The organism is Rhodospirillales bacterium, assembly GCA_014323865.1.
Taxonomy (GTDB): domain Bacteria; phylum Pseudomonadota; class Alphaproteobacteria; order SP197; family SP197; genus SP197.
Window position 1 is genome coordinate 132,728 of record JACONG010000006.1, and the last position, 23,208, is coordinate 155,935.

Annotated in this window: 22 protein-coding genes; all 22 read right to left on the reverse strand. The window is 62.5% G+C overall.

Annotated features, from left to right (window positions below):
- Positions 1–4: 4 nt before the first annotated feature.
- The 22 genes from frr to nuoH all read right to left on the reverse strand — a co-directional run bounded on the left by frr (position 5) and on the right by nuoH (position 23,208).
- Positions 5–562, reverse strand: coding sequence for a ribosome recycling factor (gene frr, locus GDA49_03255; protein MBC6439432.1), 558 nt, complete (start codon positions 560–562; stop codon positions 5–7).
- Entirely contained in the window at positions 555–1,286 is a 732-nt protein-coding gene (locus tag GDA49_03260) for a UMP kinase (protein MBC6439433.1), read from the reverse strand. Before GDA49_03260 ends, frr begins: the two co-directional genes overlap by 8 nt.
- Positions 1,287–1,399: 113 nt before the next feature.
- Positions 1,400–2,335: an elongation factor Ts gene (locus tag GDA49_03265; protein ID MBC6439434.1), complete on the reverse strand. Its 936-nt coding sequence runs from the start codon at positions 2,333–2,335 to the stop codon at positions 1,400–1,402.
- A 60-nt stretch (positions 2,336–2,395) separates the two neighbouring features.
- Complete coding sequence (rpsB, locus tag GDA49_03270) at positions 2,396–3,181, reverse strand: 30S ribosomal protein S2 (GenBank protein MBC6439435.1); 786 nt, start codon at positions 3,179–3,181, stop codon at positions 2,396–2,398.
- Positions 3,182–3,331: 150 nt separating this feature from the next.
- Positions 3,332–6,832 carry a DNA polymerase III subunit alpha gene (dnaE, locus tag GDA49_03275; GenBank protein ID MBC6439436.1) on the reverse strand — a complete coding sequence of 1,167 codons (3,501 nt, stop codon included), beginning with the start codon at positions 6,830–6,832 and terminating at the stop codon, positions 3,332–3,334.
- 75 nt (positions 6,833–6,907) lie between these two features.
- On the reverse strand, positions 6,908–7,588 hold the full coding sequence (locus GDA49_03280) for an ABC transporter ATP-binding protein (GenBank protein MBC6439437.1): 681 nt from the start codon (positions 7,586–7,588) through the stop codon (positions 6,908–6,910).
- On the reverse strand, positions 7,581–8,837 hold the full coding sequence (locus GDA49_03285) for a lipoprotein-releasing ABC transporter permease subunit (protein ID MBC6439438.1): 1,257 nt from the start codon (positions 8,835–8,837) through the stop codon (positions 7,581–7,583). The genes GDA49_03280 and GDA49_03285 overlap by 8 nt, the downstream gene beginning before the upstream one ends.
- On the reverse strand, positions 8,834–10,156 hold the full coding sequence (locus GDA49_03290) for a proline--tRNA ligase (protein ID MBC6439439.1): 1,323 nt from the start codon (positions 10,154–10,156) through the stop codon (positions 8,834–8,836). The genes GDA49_03285 and GDA49_03290 overlap by 4 nt, the downstream gene beginning before the upstream one ends.
- A 124-nt stretch (positions 10,157–10,280) precedes the next feature.
- A complete protein-coding gene (locus GDA49_03295; protein MBC6439440.1) occupies positions 10,281–10,844 on the reverse strand; it encodes a DNA-3-methyladenine glycosylase I in 564 nt (187 codons plus the stop codon).
- Positions 10,841–11,188 carry a DUF1467 family protein gene (locus tag GDA49_03300; GenBank protein MBC6439441.1) on the reverse strand — a complete coding sequence of 116 codons (348 nt, stop codon included), beginning with the start codon at positions 11,186–11,188 and terminating at the stop codon, positions 10,841–10,843. The genes GDA49_03295 and GDA49_03300 overlap by 4 nt, the downstream gene beginning before the upstream one ends.
- Entirely contained in the window at positions 11,118–11,522 is a 405-nt protein-coding gene (gene mce, locus GDA49_03305; GenBank protein MBC6439442.1) for a methylmalonyl-CoA epimerase, read from the reverse strand. Before mce ends, GDA49_03300 begins: the two co-directional genes overlap by 71 nt.
- A 160-nt stretch (positions 11,523–11,682) precedes the next feature.
- The gene (locus tag GDA49_03310; protein MBC6439443.1) at positions 11,683–12,003 is read right to left on the reverse strand and encodes an FkbM family methyltransferase; all 321 of its coding nucleotides are present in this window, start codon (positions 12,001–12,003) and stop codon (positions 11,683–11,685) included.
- A 426-nt stretch (positions 12,004–12,429) separates the two neighbouring features.
- The gene (locus GDA49_03315; GenBank protein MBC6439444.1) at positions 12,430–14,028 is read right to left on the reverse strand and encodes a ribonuclease J; all 1,599 of its coding nucleotides are present in this window, start codon (positions 14,026–14,028) and stop codon (positions 12,430–12,432) included.
- 59 nt (positions 14,029–14,087) lie between these two features.
- Positions 14,088–14,876 (reverse strand): type III pantothenate kinase, encoded by a 789-nt coding sequence (locus tag GDA49_03320; GenBank protein MBC6439445.1) that lies wholly within the window; start codon positions 14,874–14,876, stop codon positions 14,088–14,090.
- Complete coding sequence (locus GDA49_03325; protein MBC6439446.1) at positions 14,873–15,625, reverse strand: biotin--[acetyl-CoA-carboxylase] ligase; 753 nt, start codon at positions 15,623–15,625, stop codon at positions 14,873–14,875. Before GDA49_03325 ends, GDA49_03320 begins: the two co-directional genes overlap by 4 nt.
- Entirely contained in the window at positions 15,622–17,100 is a 1,479-nt protein-coding gene (gene nuoN, locus GDA49_03330) for an NADH-quinone oxidoreductase subunit NuoN (protein MBC6439447.1), read from the reverse strand. Before nuoN ends, GDA49_03325 begins: the two co-directional genes overlap by 4 nt.
- A gap of 9 nt (positions 17,101–17,109) precedes the next feature.
- Positions 17,110–18,612, reverse strand: a complete 1,503-nt coding sequence (locus GDA49_03335) for an NADH-quinone oxidoreductase subunit M (GenBank protein MBC6439448.1) — start codon at positions 18,610–18,612, stop codon at positions 17,110–17,112.
- Between the two features lie 12 nt (positions 18,613–18,624).
- On the reverse strand, positions 18,625–20,697 hold the full coding sequence (gene nuoL, locus GDA49_03340; protein ID MBC6439449.1) for an NADH-quinone oxidoreductase subunit L: 2,073 nt from the start codon (positions 20,695–20,697) through the stop codon (positions 18,625–18,627).
- 7 nt (positions 20,698–20,704) lie between these two features.
- Positions 20,705–21,013, reverse strand: coding sequence for an NADH-quinone oxidoreductase subunit NuoK (gene nuoK / locus GDA49_03345; GenBank protein ID MBC6439450.1), 309 nt, complete (start codon positions 21,011–21,013; stop codon positions 20,705–20,707).
- A complete protein-coding gene (locus tag GDA49_03350) occupies positions 21,014–21,625 on the reverse strand; it encodes an NADH-quinone oxidoreductase subunit J (GenBank protein MBC6439451.1) in 612 nt (203 codons plus the stop codon). It lies immediately after the preceding gene.
- Between the two features lie 19 nt (positions 21,626–21,644).
- Complete coding sequence (gene nuoI / locus GDA49_03355) at positions 21,645–22,133, reverse strand: NADH-quinone oxidoreductase subunit NuoI (GenBank protein MBC6439452.1); 489 nt, start codon at positions 22,131–22,133, stop codon at positions 21,645–21,647.
- Between the two features lie 46 nt (positions 22,134–22,179).
- The gene (nuoH, locus tag GDA49_03360; GenBank protein ID MBC6439453.1) at positions 22,180–23,208 is read right to left on the reverse strand and encodes an NADH-quinone oxidoreductase subunit NuoH; all 1,029 of its coding nucleotides are present in this window, start codon (positions 23,206–23,208) and stop codon (positions 22,180–22,182) included.

A 23,208-nucleotide genomic window follows, 5' to 3' on the forward strand; every position in this document is an offset into this window, starting at 1 on the left:
GCTGTCAGATCTGCATGATCTCGGCCTGCTTGGCCTCGAGAGCCTCGTCGACCTTGGCGACCTCGGCATCGGTCAGCTTCTGGACCTCGTCGGACCGCTTGTGCTGTTGGTCCTGCGAGATCTCGCCGTCTTTTTCCATCTTCTTGAGCGAATCCATGCCGTCGCGCCGGACGTTGCGGATCGCGACCTTGGCCTGCTCGGCATACTTGCCCGCAACGCGCGCGAGCTCGGCGCGGCGCTCCTCGTCGAGCATCGGGATCGGGATTCGCATCAGCTGCCCGTCGGTCTGCGGATTGAGATCGAGGCCGGCATCACGAATGGCCTTCTCGACCGCCTTCACCATGCCCTTGTCCCAGACCTGGACCGTCAACAGACGTGCTTCGGGAGTCGCCACACTGCCGACCTGGTTGACCGGCATCTGGCTGCCGTAGGCGTCGACCATGACGGGGTCGAGCAGGCTGACCGAGGCGCGACCGGTGCGCAGGCCGCCGAATTCGCTCTTGAGAACCTCCACCGCGCCTTCCATGCGGCGCTTCAGGTCCTGCATGAGTGCATCAGCCATGATCTTCTCCTTCGGTGATGAGAGTGAAACGGCCCTCTCCGGTGAGTGCTTCCGCGAGCGCGCCCTGTTTGTGCAGCGAGAATACCAAGACCGGCAGGCCATTGTCGCGCGCCAGCGAGATGGCCGCGGCATCCATGACCCTGAGATTCCGTGCCAAGATTTCCGTGTAGGTCAGATAATCATAACGTACGGCATTGGGATCGGTCTTGGGGTCGGCGGAGTAGACGCCGTCCACCTGCGTGGCTTTCACGAAGGCATCGCAGCCCATCTCGACGGCTCGCAGGGCAGCGGCGGTGTCGGTCGTGAAAAATGGGTTGCCCGTACCAGCGGCGAAGATGACAGCGCGGCCACGTTCGAGGTGGGCGACGGCACGCGGCTGGACATAGGGCTCACAGACCGTCGGCATCGGGATTGCGGACTGCACACGGGCTTCGAGCCCGGCCTGCTTCAAGGCGCTTTCAAGAGCCAGCGCGTTGATGACGGTGGCCAGCATACCCATGTAGTCGGCCGTCGCGCGCTCCATGCCTTGCGCGGCGCCTGCGACGCCACGAAAGATGTTGCCGCCGCCGACCACAAGGCAGAGTTCGGCTCCGAGACTGGCTGCAGCCGTGATGTCGGCAGCTATCCGGTCCATCTGCGCCGGGTCGACGCCGTAGGACCGTTCGCCCATCAGCGCTTCGCCCGACACCTTGACCAGCACACGCTTGTAACGCAGCGATGCCATCTGCTCTGCCCCGATCCCGGTTTCCCGTTGTTGTGCCCTAACCAATCCAAACAACATCGGCCCGCCTCGCAATAGGCGGGCCGTTGATAACCTTCCGGCGACCTATCCTGTTCTCAGGAACCGCTCACCGCCGCGGCGACCTCGGCCGCAAAATCCTCCTCCTTCTTCTCGATGCCCTCGCCCAAGCCGAAGCGCACGAAACCGGCGATCGAAACCGGCGCGCCGACGTCGCCCGCAGCCTGCTCGACGACCTTGCCAACTTGCGTCTCGCCATCGATGACAAAGACCTGCTCGGTGAGGACAACCTCCTGATAATACTTGCGAATCCTGCCCTCAACCATCTTCTCGGTGATGTTCTCCGGCTTGCCCGACTCGCGCGCCTGCTCGATCAGCACCGAACGCTCGCGCTCAATGAGCTCGGGATCGAGACCGGCGACCGAAACGGCCTCGGGCTTGGTCGCAGCAACATGCATGGCGACCTGCTTGCCAAGCTCGGCGAGCTTGCCGGCGTCACTCTCTGACTCAAGCGCCACCAGCACGGCAATCTTGCCCATGCCCGGCGCCGCGGCCGAGTGCACGTAGCCCGTGACCATACCGTTGCTGACCGACAGCGACGCCGTGCGGCGAAGCCGCAGGTTCTCGCCGACCGTGGCGACGAGATTGGTCAGCTTGTCCTGCACTGTGACGTCCGAATCCGGATAGGCCATGCACGACAGTGTCGCGAGATCGCTGTTCGCCTTGAGCGAGAGTTGTGCGCAACTGCCGACGAATGCCTGGAAGGTCTCGTTCCGTGCCACGAAATCTGTCTCGGCGTTGACCTCCACGACAGCACCGGTCTTGCCGTCGGCCGACATCGCCATGCCGACGAGGCCGTCGGCGGCCACACGGCCAGCCTTCTTCTGCGCGGCCGCAAGGCCCTTGGTGCGCAGCCAATCGACGGCGGCTTCCATGTCGCCACTGTTTTCGGCCAGCGCCTTCTTGCAATCCATCATGCCCGCGCCTGACTTCTCGCGCAGTTCCTTGACCATCGTTGCTGTAATCTCAACCATACTTCCTGTTCTCCGCTATGGGGTTGGAAACATCCCCACCTTTGCCCGACCGTACCGCGGTCAGTCGCCTGCTGCTTTCTGTTCCTCGGCAGCCGGTTCGGCCAGTGCGGCCTCCTGGACGTCTTCCTGCTCACCGAGATCCTGCCCCGAGGCGGCCAGTTCGGCCTGTATGCCATCAAGTGCGGCCCCCGAGATCAGATCGCAATAGAGCGAGACGGCGCGGATGGCGTCGTCGTTGCCGGGGATCACGTAGTCGATGCCCTCTGGATCGCTGTTCGAGTCGACAATGGCGATGATCGGAATGCCGAGCTTGTTCGCTTCGGCAATCGCGATGTCTTCCTTGTTCGTGTCGATGATGAAGAGCATATCCGGCAGACCGGCCATATCCTTGATGCCACCAAGCGCGCGTTCCAGCTTGTCACGCTCGCGCGTCATGCGGAGGATTTCCTTCTTGGTTAGGCCCGTGGTGTCCTCGCTAAGACGCTCCTCAAGCTCACGCAGACGTCGGATCGAGTTCGACACGGTCTTCCAGTTCGTCAGCATGCCGCCGAGCCAGCGGTGGTTGACGAAATACTGACCGCAGCGTCGCGCGGAATCCGCGACTGGCTCCTGCGCCTGGCGCTTCGTGCCGACGAACAACACACGGCCGCCGGCGGCGACCACGTCGCGCACCTGCTGCAGCGCGTGGCGCAACAGCGGAACGGTCTGCTGAAGATCAATGATGTGAACGTCGTTGCGCTCACCGAAGATGAACGGCTGCATCTTCGGGTTCCAGCGCCGGGTCTGGTGACCGAAATGAACGCCCGCTTCCAAGAGCTGACGCATAGTAAACTGCGGCATCGCCATTGATGTCGTCTCCTTCTCCGGTTAGTCCTCCGCGAACAGAACCGGCATAGGCCGGCACCGGACGGCGAGGACGCAGAACGTCCCGGAGCCTGTGGTCCGCGTGTGGGTTTGAGATTGCGAGTGAATCTTTAGAGTACGCCGACTGCAGTTTCAAGCGTCATGGGCGCTTCGGTGCGCAGCGCCGGATAACGACGACGACGCACCCCCGACCGATTCGACCCCCGGGAGAGACTCGATCTGAGCCCTCAGACCGGGCGACAGCGCAAACCGACCCGGCAGAGCGATCGACACACGCTCGCCCCCGCTACGATCAAAGACCAGGGTCATTGTTCCCCTGCCCCGCTCCGCGCGCTCGAGAATCTGACGCAAGCGATTGGTGTTCACCTCGGCGGTCACCTGGATCTGGAAACCGGAGCAGGTGCGCGCGGCTGCATCATTCAAGGCGTCGATCCTGCGGGCGGAGAACTTCACGGTTTCGCCGTCGACCCGGGCGTCCGCCTCGATCAGGAGCGGGCTCTGGGCATCGAGTAGCTCGCGTGAGGCGCTTAGCACTTCGAAGAACAGGACGATCTCGTGGCTGCCGGAGAAATCGGAGACCACGGCGAAGGCAAAGCGGTTGCCACTGCCGCTCGACCGTTCCCGCCGACTGACGGGCACGGCGGCGAGCTTGAAGACTGAGGCGCCGGAGCTGACGGCCGCCGCCTCGGCTTCGGCAAAACTGACAACGCCGAGCTGATTGAGCGCATCACGGTAGGGTTCGAGCGGATGGGCGGTCAGATGGAAACCAATCGCCTCGAACTCCTCCTTGAGGGCATCGGCGGAAATCCAGGGCTCCGTGGCGGCGAGAACCGGCAGCGATATATCAGGCTTGCCGCTCGCGCCGCCGAACAGGCTCTCCTGCCGGCTGTCGCGCTCTTCGGCCACCACCGCATTGTAGCGCACCAGAAGATCGACGTTCTCGATGACCTGCGCACGATTCATTTCCAGTGCATCGAAAGCGCCGCCGCGGGCCAGGTTTTCGAGCTGGCGCTTGATCATGACCTTCTGGTCGAGCCGTTCCGCAAAGTCGAAAAGGTTTTCGAAGGCGCCGTTCTCCCGGCGTTCGGCGACAAGGTCCTCCATGGCCTGGGCGCCGACGTTCTTGACCGCCGCCAAAGCATAACGCACCGCCGCCGGCACGCCCTCGGGCCGTTCAACGGTGAAGGCGACGCCGGAGCGGTTCACATCCGGCGGCAGCAGCGGAATCTCCTTCCGGTCGAGTTCCTGCTTGAAGATGCTGAGCTTGTCGGTGTTGCCCATGTCGAGCGTCATCGAGGCGGCGAGGAACTCGACGGGGTGGTTCGCCTTCAGCCACGCCGTCTGGTAGGCGACGATGGCATAGGCCGCCGCATGACTCTTGTTGAAGCCGTAGCCTGCGAACTTGTCGACGAGATCAAAGATGTAACTCGCCTTCTGGTCGTCGACACCCCGTTCGACAGCGCCAGAGACGAACCGCTCGCGCTGCGCTGCCATCTCGGCCTTGATCTTCTTGCCCATCGCCCTGCGCAGGAGATCGGCTTCGCCCAGGCTGTAACCCGCCAAGATCTGGGCAATCTGCATCACTTGCTCTTGGTAGATGATGACGCCGTAGGTCTCCTTTAGCACAGGCTCGAGCCTGGGATGGAGGTAGTCAACCTCCTCGCGGCCGTGCTTGCGGTTGCAGAAGAGCGGGATGTTCTCCATCGGACCCGGCCGGTAGAGCGAAACCAGCGCGATGATGTCCTCGATCGAGTCGGGCAAAAGCTGGCGCAGCGCATCGCGCATGCCCTGGCCTTCCAACTGGAACACACCCACGGTCTCCGCACGCCCCAGCATATCGAAGGTCGCCCGGTCGTCGAGCGGCAGCTGGTCGAGTTGGATGTTGTCCCCATTCTCCGCCAGCAACTCGACCGCGCGCTGCAGCACGGTCAGGGTCTTGAGGCCCAGGAAGTCGAACTTCATGAGACCGGCCTTCTCAACGTCTTTCATGTGGAATTGCGAGACCGGCATTTCCGAACGCGGATCACGATAGAGCGGGATCAGCTGCTGCAACGGACGGTCGCCGATGACCACACCCGCGGCGTGGGTGCTGGCGTGGCGATAGAGCCCTTCAAGCTTGAGCGCGGTGTCGATCAGATGGGCGACCTCAGGCTCGGACTGCGCTTCCTGCAACGACTCCTCGCTGTCGAGCGCCTGTTGCAGCGAGATCTGGTTGGCCGGGTTGACCGGGACAAGCTTGGCCAGCCGGTCAACCTGGCCGTAGGGCATTTCAAGTACGCGGCCGACGTCACGCACCACCGCGCGGGCCTGGAGCGTTCCGAAAGTGATGATCTGGGCCACCTTGTCATGGCCATAGCGGTCCTGGACGTAGGAGATGACCTCGTCGCGTCGGTCTTGGCAGAAGTCGACGTCGAAGTCCGGCATCGACACACGTTCGGGATTGAGGAAACGCTCGAACAGCAATCCGAAGCGAATCGGATCAAGATCGGTGATCGTCAGCGCCCAAGCGACGACCGAACCGGCGCCCGAACCGCGGCCCGGCCCCACAGGGATGCCCTGCTGTTTGGCCCACTTGATGAAGTCGGCAACGATCAGGAAGTAGCCGGGAAACTCCATCTTCACGATGATCCCGAGCTCGAAGTCGAGCCGTTCCCAATACTCTTCGCCGACACGTTTACGCTCGTCCTCGTCCATCTCGGCGGAGAAGACATGCCGTTCCAGCCGCTCCTGAAGCCCTTCGGCCGCCTGACGGCGCAACTCGTCCTCTTCGGTGGCACCATTCCCGGAGGGATAGGGCGGTAGGATTGGCTTGCGCTTGGGCGACATCACGGCACAGCGCTGCGCGATCACCAGCGTGTTGGCGATGGCTTCGGGCAGGTCGGCAAAAAGGTCGACCATCTCCTCGGCCGTCTTGAAATAGTGATGCTGCGAAACCCGGCGCCGGTCCTGGCGATTTACAGTGGTGCCGCCGGCAATGCACATCAGGGCGTCGTGCGCCTCGTGCATGGCGGCATCGGTGAACATAACGTCGTTCGTCGCAACGAGCGGCAGATTGTGGAGGTAGGCCAGATCGATCAGATCCGCCTCGATCTGGTGTTCCTCGGGCATGTCGTGCCGCTGGATCTCGACATAGAGACGGCCAGCAAACAGGCCTGAAAAACGTTGGATCAGCGCCTTGGCCTCGACCGCACTGCCCTCAAGCAGACGGCGCGCGATGGGTCCCAGCACGCCTCCGGTCAGACAGATGAGGCCGTCCGTGCGTCCCTCAAGATCGTCGATCGGAATGCTGGCGATGTCGCCTGGTTCGGACTCGATGAAGGACTTGCTGACGAGATCGAGTAGATTGGCATAGCCGGTTTCGTTCTGAGCCAGCAGGACGACCCGCTCGGCCTCCTCCGGATCGCGCGACATGCGCTCGTCGTAGCGAATTGCGAGCAGCGTGCCGATGATCGGCTGAATACCCTTGCCCGCGCAGGCGTCGGAGAACTCCAGAACGCCGAACATGTTGCCCGTGTCCGAGATCGCCATGGCCGGCATGCCGTTCTCGGCGCAGAGATCCACCAGCTTGGGGATCTTCACGGCCCCTTCGAGTAGCGAATACGGCGAATGGACACGGAGGTGGACGAAGCTCATGGCGCAGCATTCCACAAGATCGGGTCGGGCTCACGCGAGCCGGATACCGCCCGTTGTAAATGTCGTGGATAAGGTTCAGACCTCGATGAGGTGGCCATCTTCCATGCGGACAATGCGGTCCATGCGCTCGGCAAGCGGCATGTTGTGGGTCGCCACGAGCGCGGCGAGCCCCCTGCCCCGTACCTCTCCGGTGAGCTGCACCATAACCTCCTCGGCGGTCTCGGGATCGAGATTGCCGGTGGGTTCGTCGGCCAGCAGGACGTCTGGTTCGTTGGCCAGTGCACGGGCAATCGCCACGCGCTGCTGTTCGCCGCCCGACAGCCGTGCGGGCCGGTGATCGAGCCGGTCGGCCAGCCCCAGACCGTCGAGCAGATTGGTGGCCCGCTTGCGGGCTGCGCGACGGCCCTTGCCGGCGATCATCTGCGGCAGGACGACGTTCTCCAGCGCCGAGAACTCGGGCAGCAAATGATGGAACTGATAGACAAAGCCCAGGTAGCGGCGACGCAGGGCGGTGCGGCTGCTGTCGTTGCGCGCATTACACACCTCACCGGCCAGCACGATCTCGCCGCCATCGGCAGCTTCGAGCAGGCCCGCGATATAGAGTAATGTAGACTTGCCCGCGCCGGAGGGGCCCACCAGCGCGACGATTTCACCCCTGTTCAGCGTCATCGACGCCCCCTTGAGCACATCAAGGGGGCGCTCGCCCTGAACGAAGGTGCGCCGGACGTTGCGCAACTCGAGGGCCACATCACTCATAACGTAGTGCCTCGGCCGGCTCGACACGGGCGGCGCGCCAGGCCGGATAGAGCGCGGCCAGGAACGTCAATCCAAGCGCCAGGCCGACGATGGTCGCGACCTCGGTCCAGTCGATCTTCGCCGGTAACTGGGATAGGAAATAGATCTCGGCAGGGAACAGCCGAGCGCCGAGGACGAACTGCACGAACTGCCTGATCTCCTCAACGTGGATGCAGAACAGTACCCCGAGCACGAATCCGAGAATGGTGCCGGCGACGCCGATGCAGGCGCCGGTCAGCAGGAAGATGCGCATCACGCTGCCGCGTGAGGCGCCCATGGTGCGGACGATAGCGATGTCGCCGTTCTTGTCCTTCACCAGCATGATCAGGCTGGAGATGATGTTGAAGGCGGCAACCAGAATGATCAGCGTGAGGATCAGGAACATGACATTCCGCTCGACCTGAAGCGCGCCGTAGAGGTGGCTGTTGGTACGCTGCCAGTCCGCGATCCTGAGCCCCTGGGTGCCGCGCTCCAGCGCGATCTGGAAGGCCGCGTCGCGGGCGTCGCCGGGGTCCTCGGGCTCGGCCACCATGATCTCAATCTGGGTGACGGTCTCAGGCTTGCGGAAGTAGACCTGCGCCTGGTCGAGCGGCATGTAGATGATGCCCGCGTCGAACTCGAACATGCCGACCTCGAAGGCACCGATCACCGGATAAGACACTGAGCGCGGGATGGTGCCGAAAGCCGTGGGTACGCCCTGGGGCGAGATCAGATTGATCTGATCGCCGTAGTTGAGGCCGAGGCGATGCATCAGGCGTGTGCCCACAATGACCCCGGGCTCCTGCCCAAAGTCCGCGACATCACCGATCTTCACATTCTCGGCCACCAGCTTCTGCCGCAGGAGGTCTTCGGGCCGAACACCGCGCACAATCACGCCCGACTGACCGTAGGGCGAGGTTGCCAGCACCTGCCCCTCGATCAGCGGCATGACGAGGATCGAGTCCGGGACGGCTTCGAGATCGGCCGCGAACGTCGGGTAATCGGCGATGCCATCGGACGCTCCGATGATCGTGATGTGGCCGTTGAACCCGAGGATGCGGCCGATGAGCTCGTGGCGGAAACCGTTCATCACCGACATCACGATGATCAGCGCTGCGACCCCGAGGCAGATCCCCAGCAGCGAAAAGCCGGCCGTGACCGAAATGAAACCTTCCTGACGCCGGGAGCGCAGGTAGCGGAAGGCAACAGCGCGCTCGAACGCTGAGATCACGCGTCTTTGTCGATGATGCGCTGGAGTGCGACGTCCATGCCGAGCTCCTGCTTGTCGCCCCTGGCGCGACGCTTCAGTTCTATGGTGCCGGCCTTCACGCCCCTCGGCCCGACCGTGAGCTGCCAGGGCAGTCCTATCAGATCCATGTCGGCAAACTTTACGCCCGCCCGCTCCTCACGGTCGTCGTAGAGCACCTCAATGCCCGTTGCGCACAGTTTGTCGTAAAGATCGGCGGCCACTGCGTCGCAATCGGAATCGCCCGACTTCAGGTTGATCAAGCCGACATCGAACGGCGCCACCTCGTCGGGCCAGATGATGCCGGCGTCGTCGTGGCTCGCCTCGATGATCGCGCCGGCCAGGCGCGACACCCCGATGCCGTACGAGCCGCCGTGAATCAGGCGACGCTCGCCGTCGGACATGGTCACGGCGCACCCAAGCGGTTCGGAGTACTTGGTGCCGAAGTAGAAGATGTGGCCGACCTCGATGCCGCGCGCCTCGACCAGGTCGTCGCCGGACACCGGGCAGTTGGCGGGGTCGTGCTTCTCATCGGTCGCGGCATAGAGCGATGCCCAGCTCTGGACCAGCGGCTCCAGGTCGGCATCGAAATCGACGTCGTCAGCGCGGGAATCCATCTCCAGCAAGCGTCGGTCAGCATAGACGGCCGACTCGCCGGTGTCGGCCAAGATGACAAACTCGTGGCTCAGATCCCCCCCGATCGGCCCGGAATCGGCCTTCATCGGGATCGCCTTGATGCCCATGCGCGCATAGGTCCGTAGATAGGCGACGAACATGATGTTGTAGGAGCGTTTGGCCGACTCGAAGTCGAGATCAAAGCTGTAGCCGTCCTTCATCAGGAACTCGCGGCCGCGCATCACACCAAAGCGCGGTCTGATCTCGTCCCGGAACTTCCACTGGATGTGATAGAGGTTCTTCGGGAAATCGCGGTAGCTGAGGATGTCGTCGCGCACAATCTGGGTGATCTGCTCCTCGTTCGTGGGTCCGTAGAGCATGTCGCGGTCGTGGCGATCGGTGATGCGCAGCATCTCGGGGCCATAGGCGTCGTAACGCCCGCTTTCGCGCCACAGGTCGGCGAGCTGCAGCGTCGGCATCAGGACGGCCTGCGCACCAGCCGCGGTCATCTCTTCGTGGATGATGTTCTCGATCTTGCGCAATACGCGGAAGCCCAGCGGCAGCCAGGAATAGATCCCGGCACTGGCCTGACGGATCAGACCGGACCGCAGCATCAGGCGATGGGAGACGATCTGCGCCTCAGCCGGCGTCTCCTTGAGCGTAGGCAGGAAGTAGCGGGATAATCGCATCGGATCGGCATCACATGGTTGAATGGGCGGGCAACCTAGAGTGGTTAGGGCCCGCGCGAAACAGCCGATTGGCAGGGGCCTGTCGCCGTCGTTTCATTCGGGCTCCCTCTCCGTCGAGGCGGATCTAGGGTCGCTCGACGTGATCGAGCCCGGCTTCAAGCCAGGGCGGATTGGAGCCCATGACTCGGGCGAAAACAGGGCAGCGCGCCGTATGCGCACCGGGCAGATAGCCGGTCGACAGCAGGAACTCCTCGACGACCAGTGGCCCGGTGAAAACGAAGGTCTTGCGGAAAAGTTTCGTCCATTCCTCGTGCGGGCGGGGATGGTGTGCTTTAAGCCAGGTATCGAAGCTGCCGTGGGAATGGCGCAGCGTGATGATCCGGCGGGCGTTCTCGATCGCCGCCTCGACCTTCTTGCGGTTTCGGATGATCCCTGCATCCGAGAGCAACCGTGCCTCGTCGAGCGAGCCGAAGACGGCAACCTTGTAGACGTCGAAATTGGCGTAGGCGGCGCGGAGGTTGTCCCGCTTGCGCAGGATCGTGGCCCAGCTCAATCCGGCCTGATTGATCTCGAGAACCAGCCGCTCGAACAACGCGTCCTCATCAGTGACGGGAAAGCCGTACTCGGTGTCGTGATAGGACGCATGAACCGGATCGCCCGGTGCCGTGCTGCAGTACGCCTGACTCATGGCAGTTCCCCCCTACGAAGCGACTCACCGAAGAATAACGCACCGATGTCGACAACGCCCTGATCATCAGCCAGCCAGCCACCTCCCACGATAACGATGGCAATCACCGTGGTCACGGCGACCTTGCCCCAGAGCATCGGGTTGACCGGCGCGCCAGGGTCGTGGCCGGCCTCGGGGTTCTCGTTGCGGCGGACACCATGGGGAAGCACCGCAAAGAACGTGACCCACCAGACGATGGTGAAGACGACGATCAGTCCGAAGACGGACACGGATTCATGCCTGCTCAATCTCGACCAGCGTGCCGCAGAAGTCCTTCGGATGCAGGAACAGAACCGGCTTGCCATGGGCACCGATCTTCGGCTCGCCGTCGCCGATCACGCGGGCACCATCGCCGACAATCTGGTCGCGTGCCGCAATGATGTCGTCAACCTCGTAGCAGACGTGGTGCATGCCGCCCGAAGGGTTCTTTGCCAGGAACGCCGCGATCGGCGAGTCGTCGCCCAACGGATGCAGCAACTCGATCTTCGTGTTGGGCAGTTCGATGAACACCGTGGTCACGCCGTGTTCGGGCTGGTCGACCATCTCCGAGACGGTTGCGCCGAGCGTTTCGCGATAGAGTGCGCTAGCTGCGGCAAGCTCCGGCACAACAATGGCAATGTGATTCAAGCGACCGATCATGGTTCTTCCGTGTGGGTTAGGGGGCATGGGCATATACGCTGTCTGTTCCTACAACACTGCGGTCGGCCTTACCACGCTGATCGGCATGCCGTCGGTCAGGCTGCCGGCAACTCCTTCTCCCAGTCATCGACACCCCTGACAGGACGCAGGTCGGCCCGGGTCACGGTGAGCCAAAGGGAGCAGCGAGAATATTGGCCGAAAGGGTGGGATTCCCGGCGGGATCGGTCAAAGGATTGACCTCGGCACCATAGAAATTGGTGGTCGAGAACATGAACGGAAGGTACCAGTAGAGCATGTAGTCGGCATTGAGCAGCCACTGGAGCAGCGCCAGCGATTTATCGCGCAGATTGTTCTCGGCGTAGATGACCGGGTGGTGCTCGTCGACCAGGCGCTGCGCACCCTTGAGAACGGCGAGTTCCATGCCTTCGACGTCGATCTTGATCAGCCTTATGCCGGACGACGTACAGCGTGTGTCCTCCATGTGGCCGTCGAGGGTGACGGGGCATCGAACGTGTCGCTGACGGGAGCATGGTGAGTATGGCAGCTACATGGTCCACGGCCTTCTGCCAAGCCCAGAGGTTCAGAAGACCTTTGATCGCCAGGTTGCCGTACAGAACCTGGTACACCACGCATTGCGGTTCGAAGGCATGGACGACGCTGTCATCACCGACAAATCGGGGGAGGCTTACGGTGTGTGCGCATCTGGGCACCGACATCAGTCACTGTGTCGCCGGGCCGAACGAGCGACGAGAAGACCTTGCGCTCGCCCGGGATCAACTCGCCAAGCAGGCTGATCGACCGTCCGATGCAGCGATCCTGACAGTTCATAATGAGAGGGCCGTCACGCGCCTGCCAGATCTCGTTGAGCCCGGCCCGGTGGAGCAGCCTGTTCCTGCCGTCGGCCGTCTTAAAGCCTGATGAGATGAACGTCGACCAAGGGTCGACGGTTGAACTCCGTCCGAAGAAATCGGCGAACAGCAGTCCGGACTGCCTCCCGGACGCTGCTGTCATCGCGCCGCTTGGGTCGTGAAAGTCCATCGACCGCGTCGATGGCATCGTCGATCAGATCCTCGAGCAGCTCACGGTCCTTGTCGTCCTCAATCAGACCATGGGCGCTGACGACGGGATCGGAGACCAGCTCACCCTCGGCGTCGATCACCAGCGTGACAAACGCCGCCCCGTTGAACATCAGGCGCCGGCGCTCCTTGATGACGTTGCCATCGACTGGAATGGTGCACCGGCCGTTCCACGCGACACGGCCATGCTCGACGTGATCGACGATCTTGGGCCTACCGGGTGCCAAGAGCAGCATGGCACCGTTCTCGATCGTCACGGCCTCAGGCACCTGGAAGGAACGCGCCAGCGCCGCGTGCTCCCGCATGTGGCGCAGTTCGCCATGGACGGGCACCGCGATCCGTGGCCTGACGAGCTGGTACATGCGTGCAAGCTCGTCGCGGTTGGGATGGCCGGAGACGTGGACGAACCGGTCCTTCTCGGTGATCACATCGATGTTGAGGCGGGTCAGCCGGTTGATCAGGTCGAAGATATTCTTCTCGTTGCCGGGAATGATCTTGGATGAGAAGATCACAGTGTCACCGGTGCCGAGCTCGATTGTGGGATGGCTGCCATCGGCCACACGCGACAGCGCCGCATTGGGCTCACCCTGGCAGCCGGTCATCATGTAGAGCACCTTGTCATCTGGCAGGTCTTGGGCGTCACGATCGCCGAGAAACCGTACCCCCTTCGGCACGTAGCCGGTCTCGCAGGCGCATTCGAGAATGCGCCACATTGAACGCCCGACGGCGACGCAGCTCCGTCCGTTCGCGGTGGCAGCTTCATGGATCGTCAGAAGACGCGCGAGATTGCTGGCGAAGGTCGTGACCACAACCCGCCGGTTCTGCTCTCCGATCAGTTCGGTCAGGGATTTCCTCACATCGGCCTCGGAACCCGAGGTGCCGGGCCGGAAGACATTCGTCGAATCGCAGATCATGGCCAGAATGCCGTCATCACCAATCTCCCGGAGCGCATCCTCGTCGGTCGGCTCGGAGATCAGCGGGGCCGGATCGAGCTTCCAGTCGCCCGTGTGCATGACGGCACCATGAGGCGTATGGACGACCAGCGCGTTGGGTTCGGGAATCGAGTGGGTCAGGCTGATGAGCTCAATACGAAACGGTCCAAGGTCGATCGAACCGCCGAGCGGGACCTCGGTGATCGCCATGCCTTCAATGCCTTCGGCGCCTTGATCGAGCTTCTTGCGCAGAAGGGCCGCCGTGAACGGCGTCGCGTAGACGGGACAACGCAGGCGTGGCCAGAGATAAGGCACGGCGCCGAGATGATCCTCGTGGGCGTGGGTCAGGACCAGCCCAAGCAGGTTCTCGCTGCGCTTGGCGATGTAGCTGAGGTCCGGCATGACAAGGTCAATGCCGGGAAGTTCGTCGCCGGCAAAGGTGAGGCCGAGGTCGCACATCAGCCAGGCACCGTCGTACTCATAGAGATTGAGGTTCATTCCGATCTCGCCGGCGCCACCCAGCGGCAGGAAGTGCAGAGGCTTGTTGAGCGGCACGATCAGGCGTCCCGGGCGCGGCTGCGGCGCCAAACCTCGAGAAGTCCCCGAACGGTAACGTCGGGATCAATCTCGTCGATCGCATCGGTCGCGGCGTCGAACATCGGTGCCAGCCCACCCGTTGCAACGACCCGCATGGGCTTGCCGTACTCGGCGCGGACGCGCTGCACGACCCCCTCGATCAGGCTCACATACCCCCAATAGACGCCCGACTGCATGCAGGCGACGGTGTTGGTGCCGATCACCTTGCCCGGCTTTTCGACGCCGATGCGGGGCAACCGCGCCGAGATGCGGTGCATGGCGTCGAGCGCCAGGTTGATGCCGGGTGCGAAGACACCGCCCGCAAAGCCGCCGTCCTGGTCGATCACATCGAAGGTCGTCGCCGTGCCGAAGTCGATGACGACCAGGGGACCGCCGAACGTCACGAAGGCACCGACCGCGTTGACGACACGGTCGGCGCCGGCCTCGCGCGGGTCATCAATGCGAAGCGGGATGCCGAGTTCCGCGTTTTCGCCAACCACCACGGGATCGCAGCCGAAATGCTTGCGACAGAGCGTCTTGAGATCGAAGAGCGCCTGCGGCGTCACGCTTGCGATGATGGCATCCTCGATCTTGCCGCCGTCGATGCCATCGAGCTCGAGAAGCTGATGAAGCCAGACCGCGAACTCGTCCGCGGTCCGGTCGGTCTTGGTCGCAATGCGCCACTGCCCAAGGAGATTGTCGTCCCGGAAGATGGCAAACACCGTGTTGGTGTTGCCCTGGTCAATGGCGAGAAGAAGTCTACTGGTCATGGGCCTTCCTCCAGCACAAGCGAGCCCGAAACGCAACGATGGTGGACACCCCCGTCATCCTTGACGATCAGGGCACCGTCTGTGTCGAGGCCAACGAAGCGGCCGCGCACCGTCTTCGAATCCACGACTGAAACCAGACGATTGAGACCGGCCGATCGGCTGATCACCGCATCCCGAACAGCAGCAAAGTCGCGCTCCTCCCACGCCTCGACCCGACGCCGAAGGGCGGCAGCAAGGGCGTGGAGCCAGGTGTCCCGATCAAGCGTGATACCGCTGAGCTGCAGGACATTGCCGATTCGTTCGCCCTCGATTTCGGGATGGCTGACGAGGTTCATGCCGATCCCGACAATGGCGACGTCGACGGTCACACCCTTGACCGAGGATTCGACAAGAATGCCGCAGATCTTGTGCCCCTCGACCAGTACGTCGTTTGGCCACTTGCACATGGGTTTCGGCAGGGTCGGTACTACATGTTCAAGCGCTTCGGCAACCGCCAGCCCCGCCACGAGCGCGAGTTGCGCGACCGTCTCGGCCGAACGCTCGGATCTGACGATGAACGAGGTGTAGGAGTTCCCTGGCGGCGAAACGAACGATCGCCCGCGGCGCCCGCGTCCTGCACTTTGGGATCGGGCCCTCACGATCGTCCAAGCCAGCGCGCCATCGCGTGCAAGCCTCAGCGCTTCATCATTGGTGCTGGTGACCGTGTCGTGATCGACGAGCATGAAGCCCGTCGCACTGTCAGCGTTCACTGCGTCAGCGCAGCCTGAACGGTCTGGCCTCCACCGGCGACAAGCGCCTGCGACGCCGCATCAGCGCTGTCGAGCAATGGCCCTGTGTAGAGGAAGAAGAGCATTGTGACGGCGGCGGTCACGGCGATCACCGGCCAGACCTCACGACCGAGCGGCTTGTCGAACCCGTCGACCGGTTCGTCGAAGTACATGATCTTGACGATGCGGATGTAATAGAACGCACCGATCACGCTGGTCAGCACGCCGACGACCGCGAGCGTGTAGAGCCCCTCGTTGATCGCCGCCATGAAGACGTAGAACTTGCCGAAGAACCCGGCGAGCGGCGGAATGCCGGCCATTGAGAACATGAAGATGGAAAAGGCCAGGGCGAGCGACGGGTTGGTCCGCGACAAGCCGGCGAGATCGGCGATGTCCTCTACCATCGCGCCGTGTCGGCGCATGGTTAGGATGCAACCCCAGATCCCAAGGCTCATGACGAGGTAGATTGCGAGATAGATCGCGACGCCGTTGACGCCTTCGGCGGTGCCGGCCGCCAGACCGACCAGGGCGAAACCGACATGGCCGATGGAGCTGTAGGCCATCAGCCGCTTGATGTTGTGCTGGCCGATCGCACCGATCGAGCCGAGGAACATGGAGGCGACCGCCAGCAGGAAAACGATCTGCTGCCACTGCTCGAAGAGCCCGGCGAACGGCCCCATCATGACACGCAGCATGAGCGCCATGGCGGCGACCTTGGGCGCGACCGAGAAGAACGCCGTGACCGGCGTCGGCGCACCCTCGTAGACGTCGGGCGTCCACATGTGAAACGGCACGGCCGAGACCTTGAAGGCGAGGCCCGCGGCAATGAACACCACGCCGACAGTGGCACCGATGCTGGGATCGCCGCTTGCCAGCGTCTCCGCGAGAATTGCGAACGAGGTCGTTCCGGTGAAGCCGTAGACCATCGAGCAGCCGTAGAGCAGCATGCCGGAGGCGACGGCGCCGAGCACGAAGTACTTCAGCCCGGCCTCGCTCGAGCGCAGGTTGTCACGCTGGAATGCTGCGCAGACGTAGAGTGCCAGGCTCTGCATTTCGAGACCGACGTAGAGTGTCAGCAGGTCGTTCGCCGAGATCATGACGAACATGCCCAGCGTCGCGAGCACGACGAGAACCGGGTACTCGAAACGGTTCATGCCTTCGCGCCGGATGAACCCGATCGACATGATGAGCGCCAGCCCCGAGCCGATCAGGACCAAGGTCTTCATGAAATCGCCGAAGGCGTCGATAACGACCAGCCCGCCGAACGGCGTGCCGTGGTCGACCTGCACATGCAGCACGAACCCGCCGACGATCATCGTCACCACGGCGAGCCACAGCACCAGGCGCGTGTTGTCGCCCTTGGTAAAGACACCGACCATCAGAAGCGCCATGCCCGCAACCGCGAACCAGATCTCCGGCAGGACGGCGGTGATATCAGAGAGGAGCAGTTCGGTCATATCGCCCTCCTACTCCGCGGCCTGAGCCAGCTCCGTGGCCGTTTGTGTCTGCTCGACGAGGTTCTCGACCGAGACATGCATGACATCGAGGAACGGGTCGGGCCAGAAGCCCATAATCAGAACAGCGGCGGTCAGCGGCACAAAGTAGAGCAGCTCGCGCTTGTTGCAATCGGTGATGGCCTTGAGGTCCTCACGGACCAACTCTCCGAACACGACGCGGCGGTAGAGCCAGAGCATGTATGCGGCGCCGAGAATGATGCCCGTGGTGGCCAGCAGCGCGACCCAGGTGTTGGCCTGGAAGGTGCCGACGAGAACGAGAAACTCGCCGACGAACCCCGACGTGCCCGGCAAACCGACTGAGGCCAGCATAAACACCATGAAGATGAACGCGTAGCGTGGCATGCGGTTCACGAGCCCGCCGTAGCGCGCGATCTCACGGCTGTGGATGCGGTCGTAGACGACACCGACGCAGAGGAAAAGCGCGGCCGAGACGACACCATGCGAGAGCATCTGATAGATGCCGCCCTCGATGCCCTGCTGGTTCATCGAGAAGATGCCGAGCGTCACGAAACCCATATGCGCCACCGACGAATAGGCGATGAGCTTCTTCATGTCCTCCTGCATCAACGCCACGAGCGAGGTGTAGATGATGGCGATGATCGAGAGCGCGAAGACCAGCGGCGTGAAGAACTCCGAAGCCTCCGGCAGCATCGGCAGCGAGAGGCGCACGAAGCCGTAGCCGCCCATCTTCAGGAGCACACCAGCAAGAATCACAGAGCCGGCGGTCGGCGCCTCGACATGTGCGTCGGGCAGCCAGGTGTGAACGGGCCACATCGGCACCTTGACCGCGAACGAGGCGAACATCGCGAGCCACAGCCAGCGCTGCATGTCCTCGTCGAACCCGGCATTCATCAGGTCGGGAATGCTGGTGGTGCCGGCCTCGAAGTACATCGTCAGCATTGCGACTAGGAGCAGAACCGAGCCGACCAGCGTGTAGAGGAAGAACTTGAAGGCCGAATAAATCCGGCGCGGACCGCCCCAGACACCGATGATCAGGAACATCGGGATCAGCATGGCCTCGAAGAAGAGGTAGAAGAGCACGAAATCGAGCGCGCAGAAGACACCTATCATGAGCGCTTCCATCACCAGGAAGGCGATCATGTACTCCTTGACCCGGACGGTGACCGCTTCCCACGAACAGAGAATGCAGACCGGCGTCAGAAAGGCCGACAGCACGATCAGGAAGAGCGAGATACCGTCGATGCCGAGGTAGTACTGGATGCCATAGGCGGGGATCCACGGTGACTGCTCGACAAACTGGAACTCCGCCGTGGTGGGATCGAACATCGCCCAGATGGAGATCGCCACGACTAGCACAATCAGTGAGGTCCAGAGCGCGACATACTTTGCGTTGCGCGCGACAGTTTCCTCGTCGCCCTTGATCAGCATGACAAAGGCTGCGCCGATCAGCGGCAGCACAATGGCGAGCGACAGCAGCGGCCAATCCGACATCGCGGCGCTCCCCTAACCCCAGACCTTGAACAGCAACCAGCTTGCAACCACGACAAGGCCGATCAGCATGGCGAAGGCGTAATGGTAGACGTAGCCCGACTGCAGCACCTGGGCGCGACGAGCGATATCGAGCGTTGCGGCGGCGACACCATCGGGACCGAGCCCGTCGATGACCTCGCCGTCGCCGGTCTTCCAGAGATCGTAGCCGAGCCGCTTGGCCGGCCGCACGAGCATCCAGTCGAACAGCTCGTCGAAGTACCATTTGTTCAGCAGGAACTTGTAGACCGGCCGGAACTGGCTCGCGAGCAGGCCCGGAATGTGGGTCAGGAACATATAGCAGACGTAGGCCGTCGCGATGCCGGACAGCACGATGAGGAAGATCATCGCCTTGACCCAGAAGGGTGTCTCCTCGTGCGCCTTGTTTATTGCGTTGCGCATGTCGAGTTCGTCGTGGTGGCCATCGGCGTGCGTCACATCCGTCTCGCCATGCGCATCGCCGTGATTGTCTTCGGCCGCAGAGTGTGACTCGTCGGCCTCACTATGGGCCGCAAAAGCGTGCTCATCGGCGTACATCATGATCGACGGGCCGAAGAACTCGCCGCCGCCGTGGTAGACCATCTTGCCACCGAACAGACCGTAGCCGCCGATCACGGCGCCGACCGCCAGAACGGTGAGCGGCACCCACATGATCTTCGGCGCCTCATGCGCGTGATCGAAGGTCTCCTTGGTCATGCGCGGCTTGCCGTGGAAGGTCATGATGATCAGGCGCCACGAATAGAGCGCCGTCAGAAACGCCGCACCGCAGCCCAGCCAGAAGGCGTACTGGCCCGTGAAGGTATCGGTTACGTAGGCGCTCTCGATGATCAGATCCTTGGAGTAGTAACCCGCAAACAACGGGATACCCGCCAGCGCCAGGCTGCCGATCCACATGAAGGCGTAGGTGATCGGCAGCTTGCGCCACAGCCCGCCCATCCGGCGCATATCCTGCTCGTCGTGCATGGCGTGGATGACCGAGCCCGAGCACAGGAAGAGCAACGCCTTGAAGAACGCGTGGGTGAAGAGGTGGAAGAGCGCCACCGGATAGGCTCCGACACCGCAGGCGAAGAACATGTAGCCAAGCTGGCTGCAGGTCGAATAGGCAATCACGCGCTTGATGTCGTTCTGGGCGATGCCTACTGTCGCCGCGAAGATTGCCGTGGTCGCGCCGACGAAGGTCACCACCATCAGGGCATCAGGCGAATAAGCAAACATCGGCGACAGCCGAACGACCATGAAGACGCCGGCCGTAACCATCGTCGCGGCATGGATCAGCGCGGAGACCGGGGTCGGGCCTTCCATGGCATCTGGCAACCAAGTGTGAAGCGGCACCTGTGCCGACTTGCCCATCGCACCGATGAACAGCAACAGGCAGAGAACCGTGATGGCGTCGACATTCCAGGAGAGGAAGTGGATCTCTTCGCCAACCTTGTCCGGCACGGCATCGAACACGCTTTGGAACACAACCGTGTCGAATAGAACGAAGACGCCCATGATCCCAAGAGCGAACCCGAAATCGCCGACGCGGTTGACGAGAAAGGCCTTGATCGCGGCGGCATTGGCGCTGGAACGTCTGTACCAGAAGCCGATCAGCAGATAGCTGCAGACACCGACGCCTTCCCAGCCGAAGAACATCTGGAGGAAGTTGTCGGCCGTCACCAGCGTGAGCATGGCGAAGGTGAAGAGCGAGAGATAGGCAAAGAAGCGCGGCCGATGCGGGTCGTGCTCCATGTAGCCGATCGAATAGATGTGCACGATCGCCGAAACCGTGGTGACGACGATCAGCATCACCGCCGTCACCTGATCGACATAGATGGCCCAGTCCACCTCGAACGAGCCTACATCGATCCAAGTGAAGAGCTTCGGATGCAGCACCGTGCCGGCACTAACCACCTCGAGGAAGACAAGCCAGGCCGAGAACGCTGAAGCGATCAGCAGCACGCAGGTCACGATCGGTGCCACCTTGTCGCCGAGCTGACGGCCTAACAGACCGGCGGCGACCGCGCCGATCAGCGGAAGGAAGACGGTGGCGATAGCAAGGAATTCCACGGTCCTGTCAGCCCTTCATCATGTTGATATCCTCAACAGCGATCGAACCGCGGTTGCGGAAGTAGGCGACAAGGATGGCGAGGCCGATGGCGGCCTCGGCCGCGGCAACGGTCAGGACCAGCATGGCGAAGACCTGACCAACCATGTCGCCGAGTTCGACCGAAAAGGCGACGAGATTGATGTTGACCGCAAGCAGCATGAGTTCGACCGACATCAGGATGATGATGACGTTCTTCCGGTTCAGGAAGATGCCGAGAATGCCCAGCGTGAAAAGGATCGCTGCGACCGTCAGGTAGTGGGCGAGACCGGTCTCCACTCAGACACCCTCCCCCGACCTGACGTTGCGCACCTTCACGACATCCTCGGGCCGGCGCGCAATCTGGTGGCCGATACGCTGACGTTTGATGTCGCGGTGGCGCAGGGTCAACACGATCGCGCCGATCATGGCGATCAACAGGATGATGCCGGCACCTTGGAACAGGAAGGTGTATTTCGTATAGAGCACATCGCCCAACGCAGCCGTGTTGCTGCGTTCCGCGATCGGTGGAATTGGCGTCTGGCCTGCCGCGACCAACTCGGGCTCGAAGTGCCAGCCGCCGGCGACGACAAGAAGCTCCAGCAGCAGGATCAGTCCGATCAGCGCACCAATCGGCAGATACTGCAGGAAGCCCTGGCGCAGCTCCGTCAGGTTGATATCGAGCATCATGACGACGAATAGGAACAGTACCGCAACGGCGCCGACATAGACGACGACCAGGATCATCGCCAGGAACTCGGCCCCGATCAAAACGAAGAGCGCTGCGGCATTGAAGAATGCCAGAATCAGGTAGAGCACCGAATGCACCGGGTTGCGCGCCGAGATCACCATCACGGCCGATGCCAGCAACACGGCAGCAAACATGTAGAAGGCGAGCGTCTGGAGAATCATCGGTCGACTGTCCGTCCGCTTACCGGTAAGGCGCATCCACCGCGAGGCGTGCGGCGATTTCCTTTTCCCAGCGCTCGCCGTTCTCCAGAAGTTTCTCCTTGTCGTAGAACAACTCGGCGCGGGTCTCGGTTGCGAACTCGAAGTTCGGGCCCTCGACGATCGCGTCCACCGGACAGGCTTCCTCGCAAAAACCGCAGTAGATACACTTGGTCATGTCGATGTCGTAACGCGTCGTGCGGCGGCTGCCGTCCTCGCGTGGTTCGGCCTCAATCATGATGGCCTGGGCGGGGCAGATTGCCTCGCACAGCTTGCAAGCGATGCAGCGCTCCTCGCCGTTGGGATAACGACGCAGCGCATGTTCACCGCGGAAGCGTGGCGACAGCGGTCCCTTCTCGTAGGGATAGTTCACTGTGACGCGGCGCTTGAAGATGTAGCTGAAGGTCTTGCCCATGCCGGAAACGAGCTCGGCAAGCAGCAGCGTACGGGCGGTGCGGTCCAGGAACGCCATCAGTAGCTCTCTTTCCGGGTGCGGGCGGGGCTTACCATGCCTCTCTTCATCGCGGCAACCAGTCGAAGGCGACGAGCGCGCTGGCCACAACCACGACGGCGGCGAGCGACAGCGGAAGGAAGACCTTCCAGCCAAGCCGCATGAGCTGATCGTAGCGGTAGCGCGGGAATGTAGCGCGCACCCACAAGAAGATGAAGAGCACGAAGCAGGTCTTGACGACGAACCAGATCGGGCCCGGGATCCAAGTGAACGGCATGACATCGAACGGCGGCAGCCAGCCCCCGAGGAAGAGGGTCACGCCGAGTGCCGAAAGCATGATCATGTTCGCGTATTCGCCGAGGAAGAAGAGCGCGAACGTCATCGACGAGTATTCGACGTTGTAGCCCGAGACGAGCTCGGATTCGGCTTCGGGCAGGTCGAAGGGCGCGCGATTGGTCTCAGCCAGCGCCGAGATCAGGAAAATCACCGCCATTGGGAAGAGCGGCCCGACGTACCAGTTCCAGAACCCGGAACCGGCCTGCGCGCGGACGATATCAGCCAAGTTCAGCGAGCCGACGCAGACCAGCACGGCGACCAGGACGAAGCCGATCGAGACTTCGTAGGATACCATCTGCGCAGCCGAGCGCAGAGCGCCCAAGAAGGCGTACTTCGAGTTCGAGGCCCAGCCGGCCATGATGATGCCGTAGACGCCGAGCGACGATACGGCGAAGAGATAGAGAATGCCGACGTTGAGATCGGCCAGCACCCAAGTGCCGTGCTCAAACTCGCCGAACGGGATCACCGCCCAGCCGATCATGGCGAGAATGAAGGTGATCATCGGCGCGAGAATAAAGACGACCTTGTTCGCGCCGGTCGGAATGATGGTTTCCTTGAGGAACAGTTTCGCACCATCGGCGATCGGCTGCAGAAGGCCGAAGGGGCCCACGACGTTCGGCCCCATGCGCAGCTGCATGGCGGCCATCACCTTGCGCTCGGCATAGGTCAGATAGGCGACCGACAGCAGGACCGGAATCAGGATTGCCAGGATTGAGAGCACGATCAGGACCGCAGGCAGAACCCAGGTTTCGAGGAACAT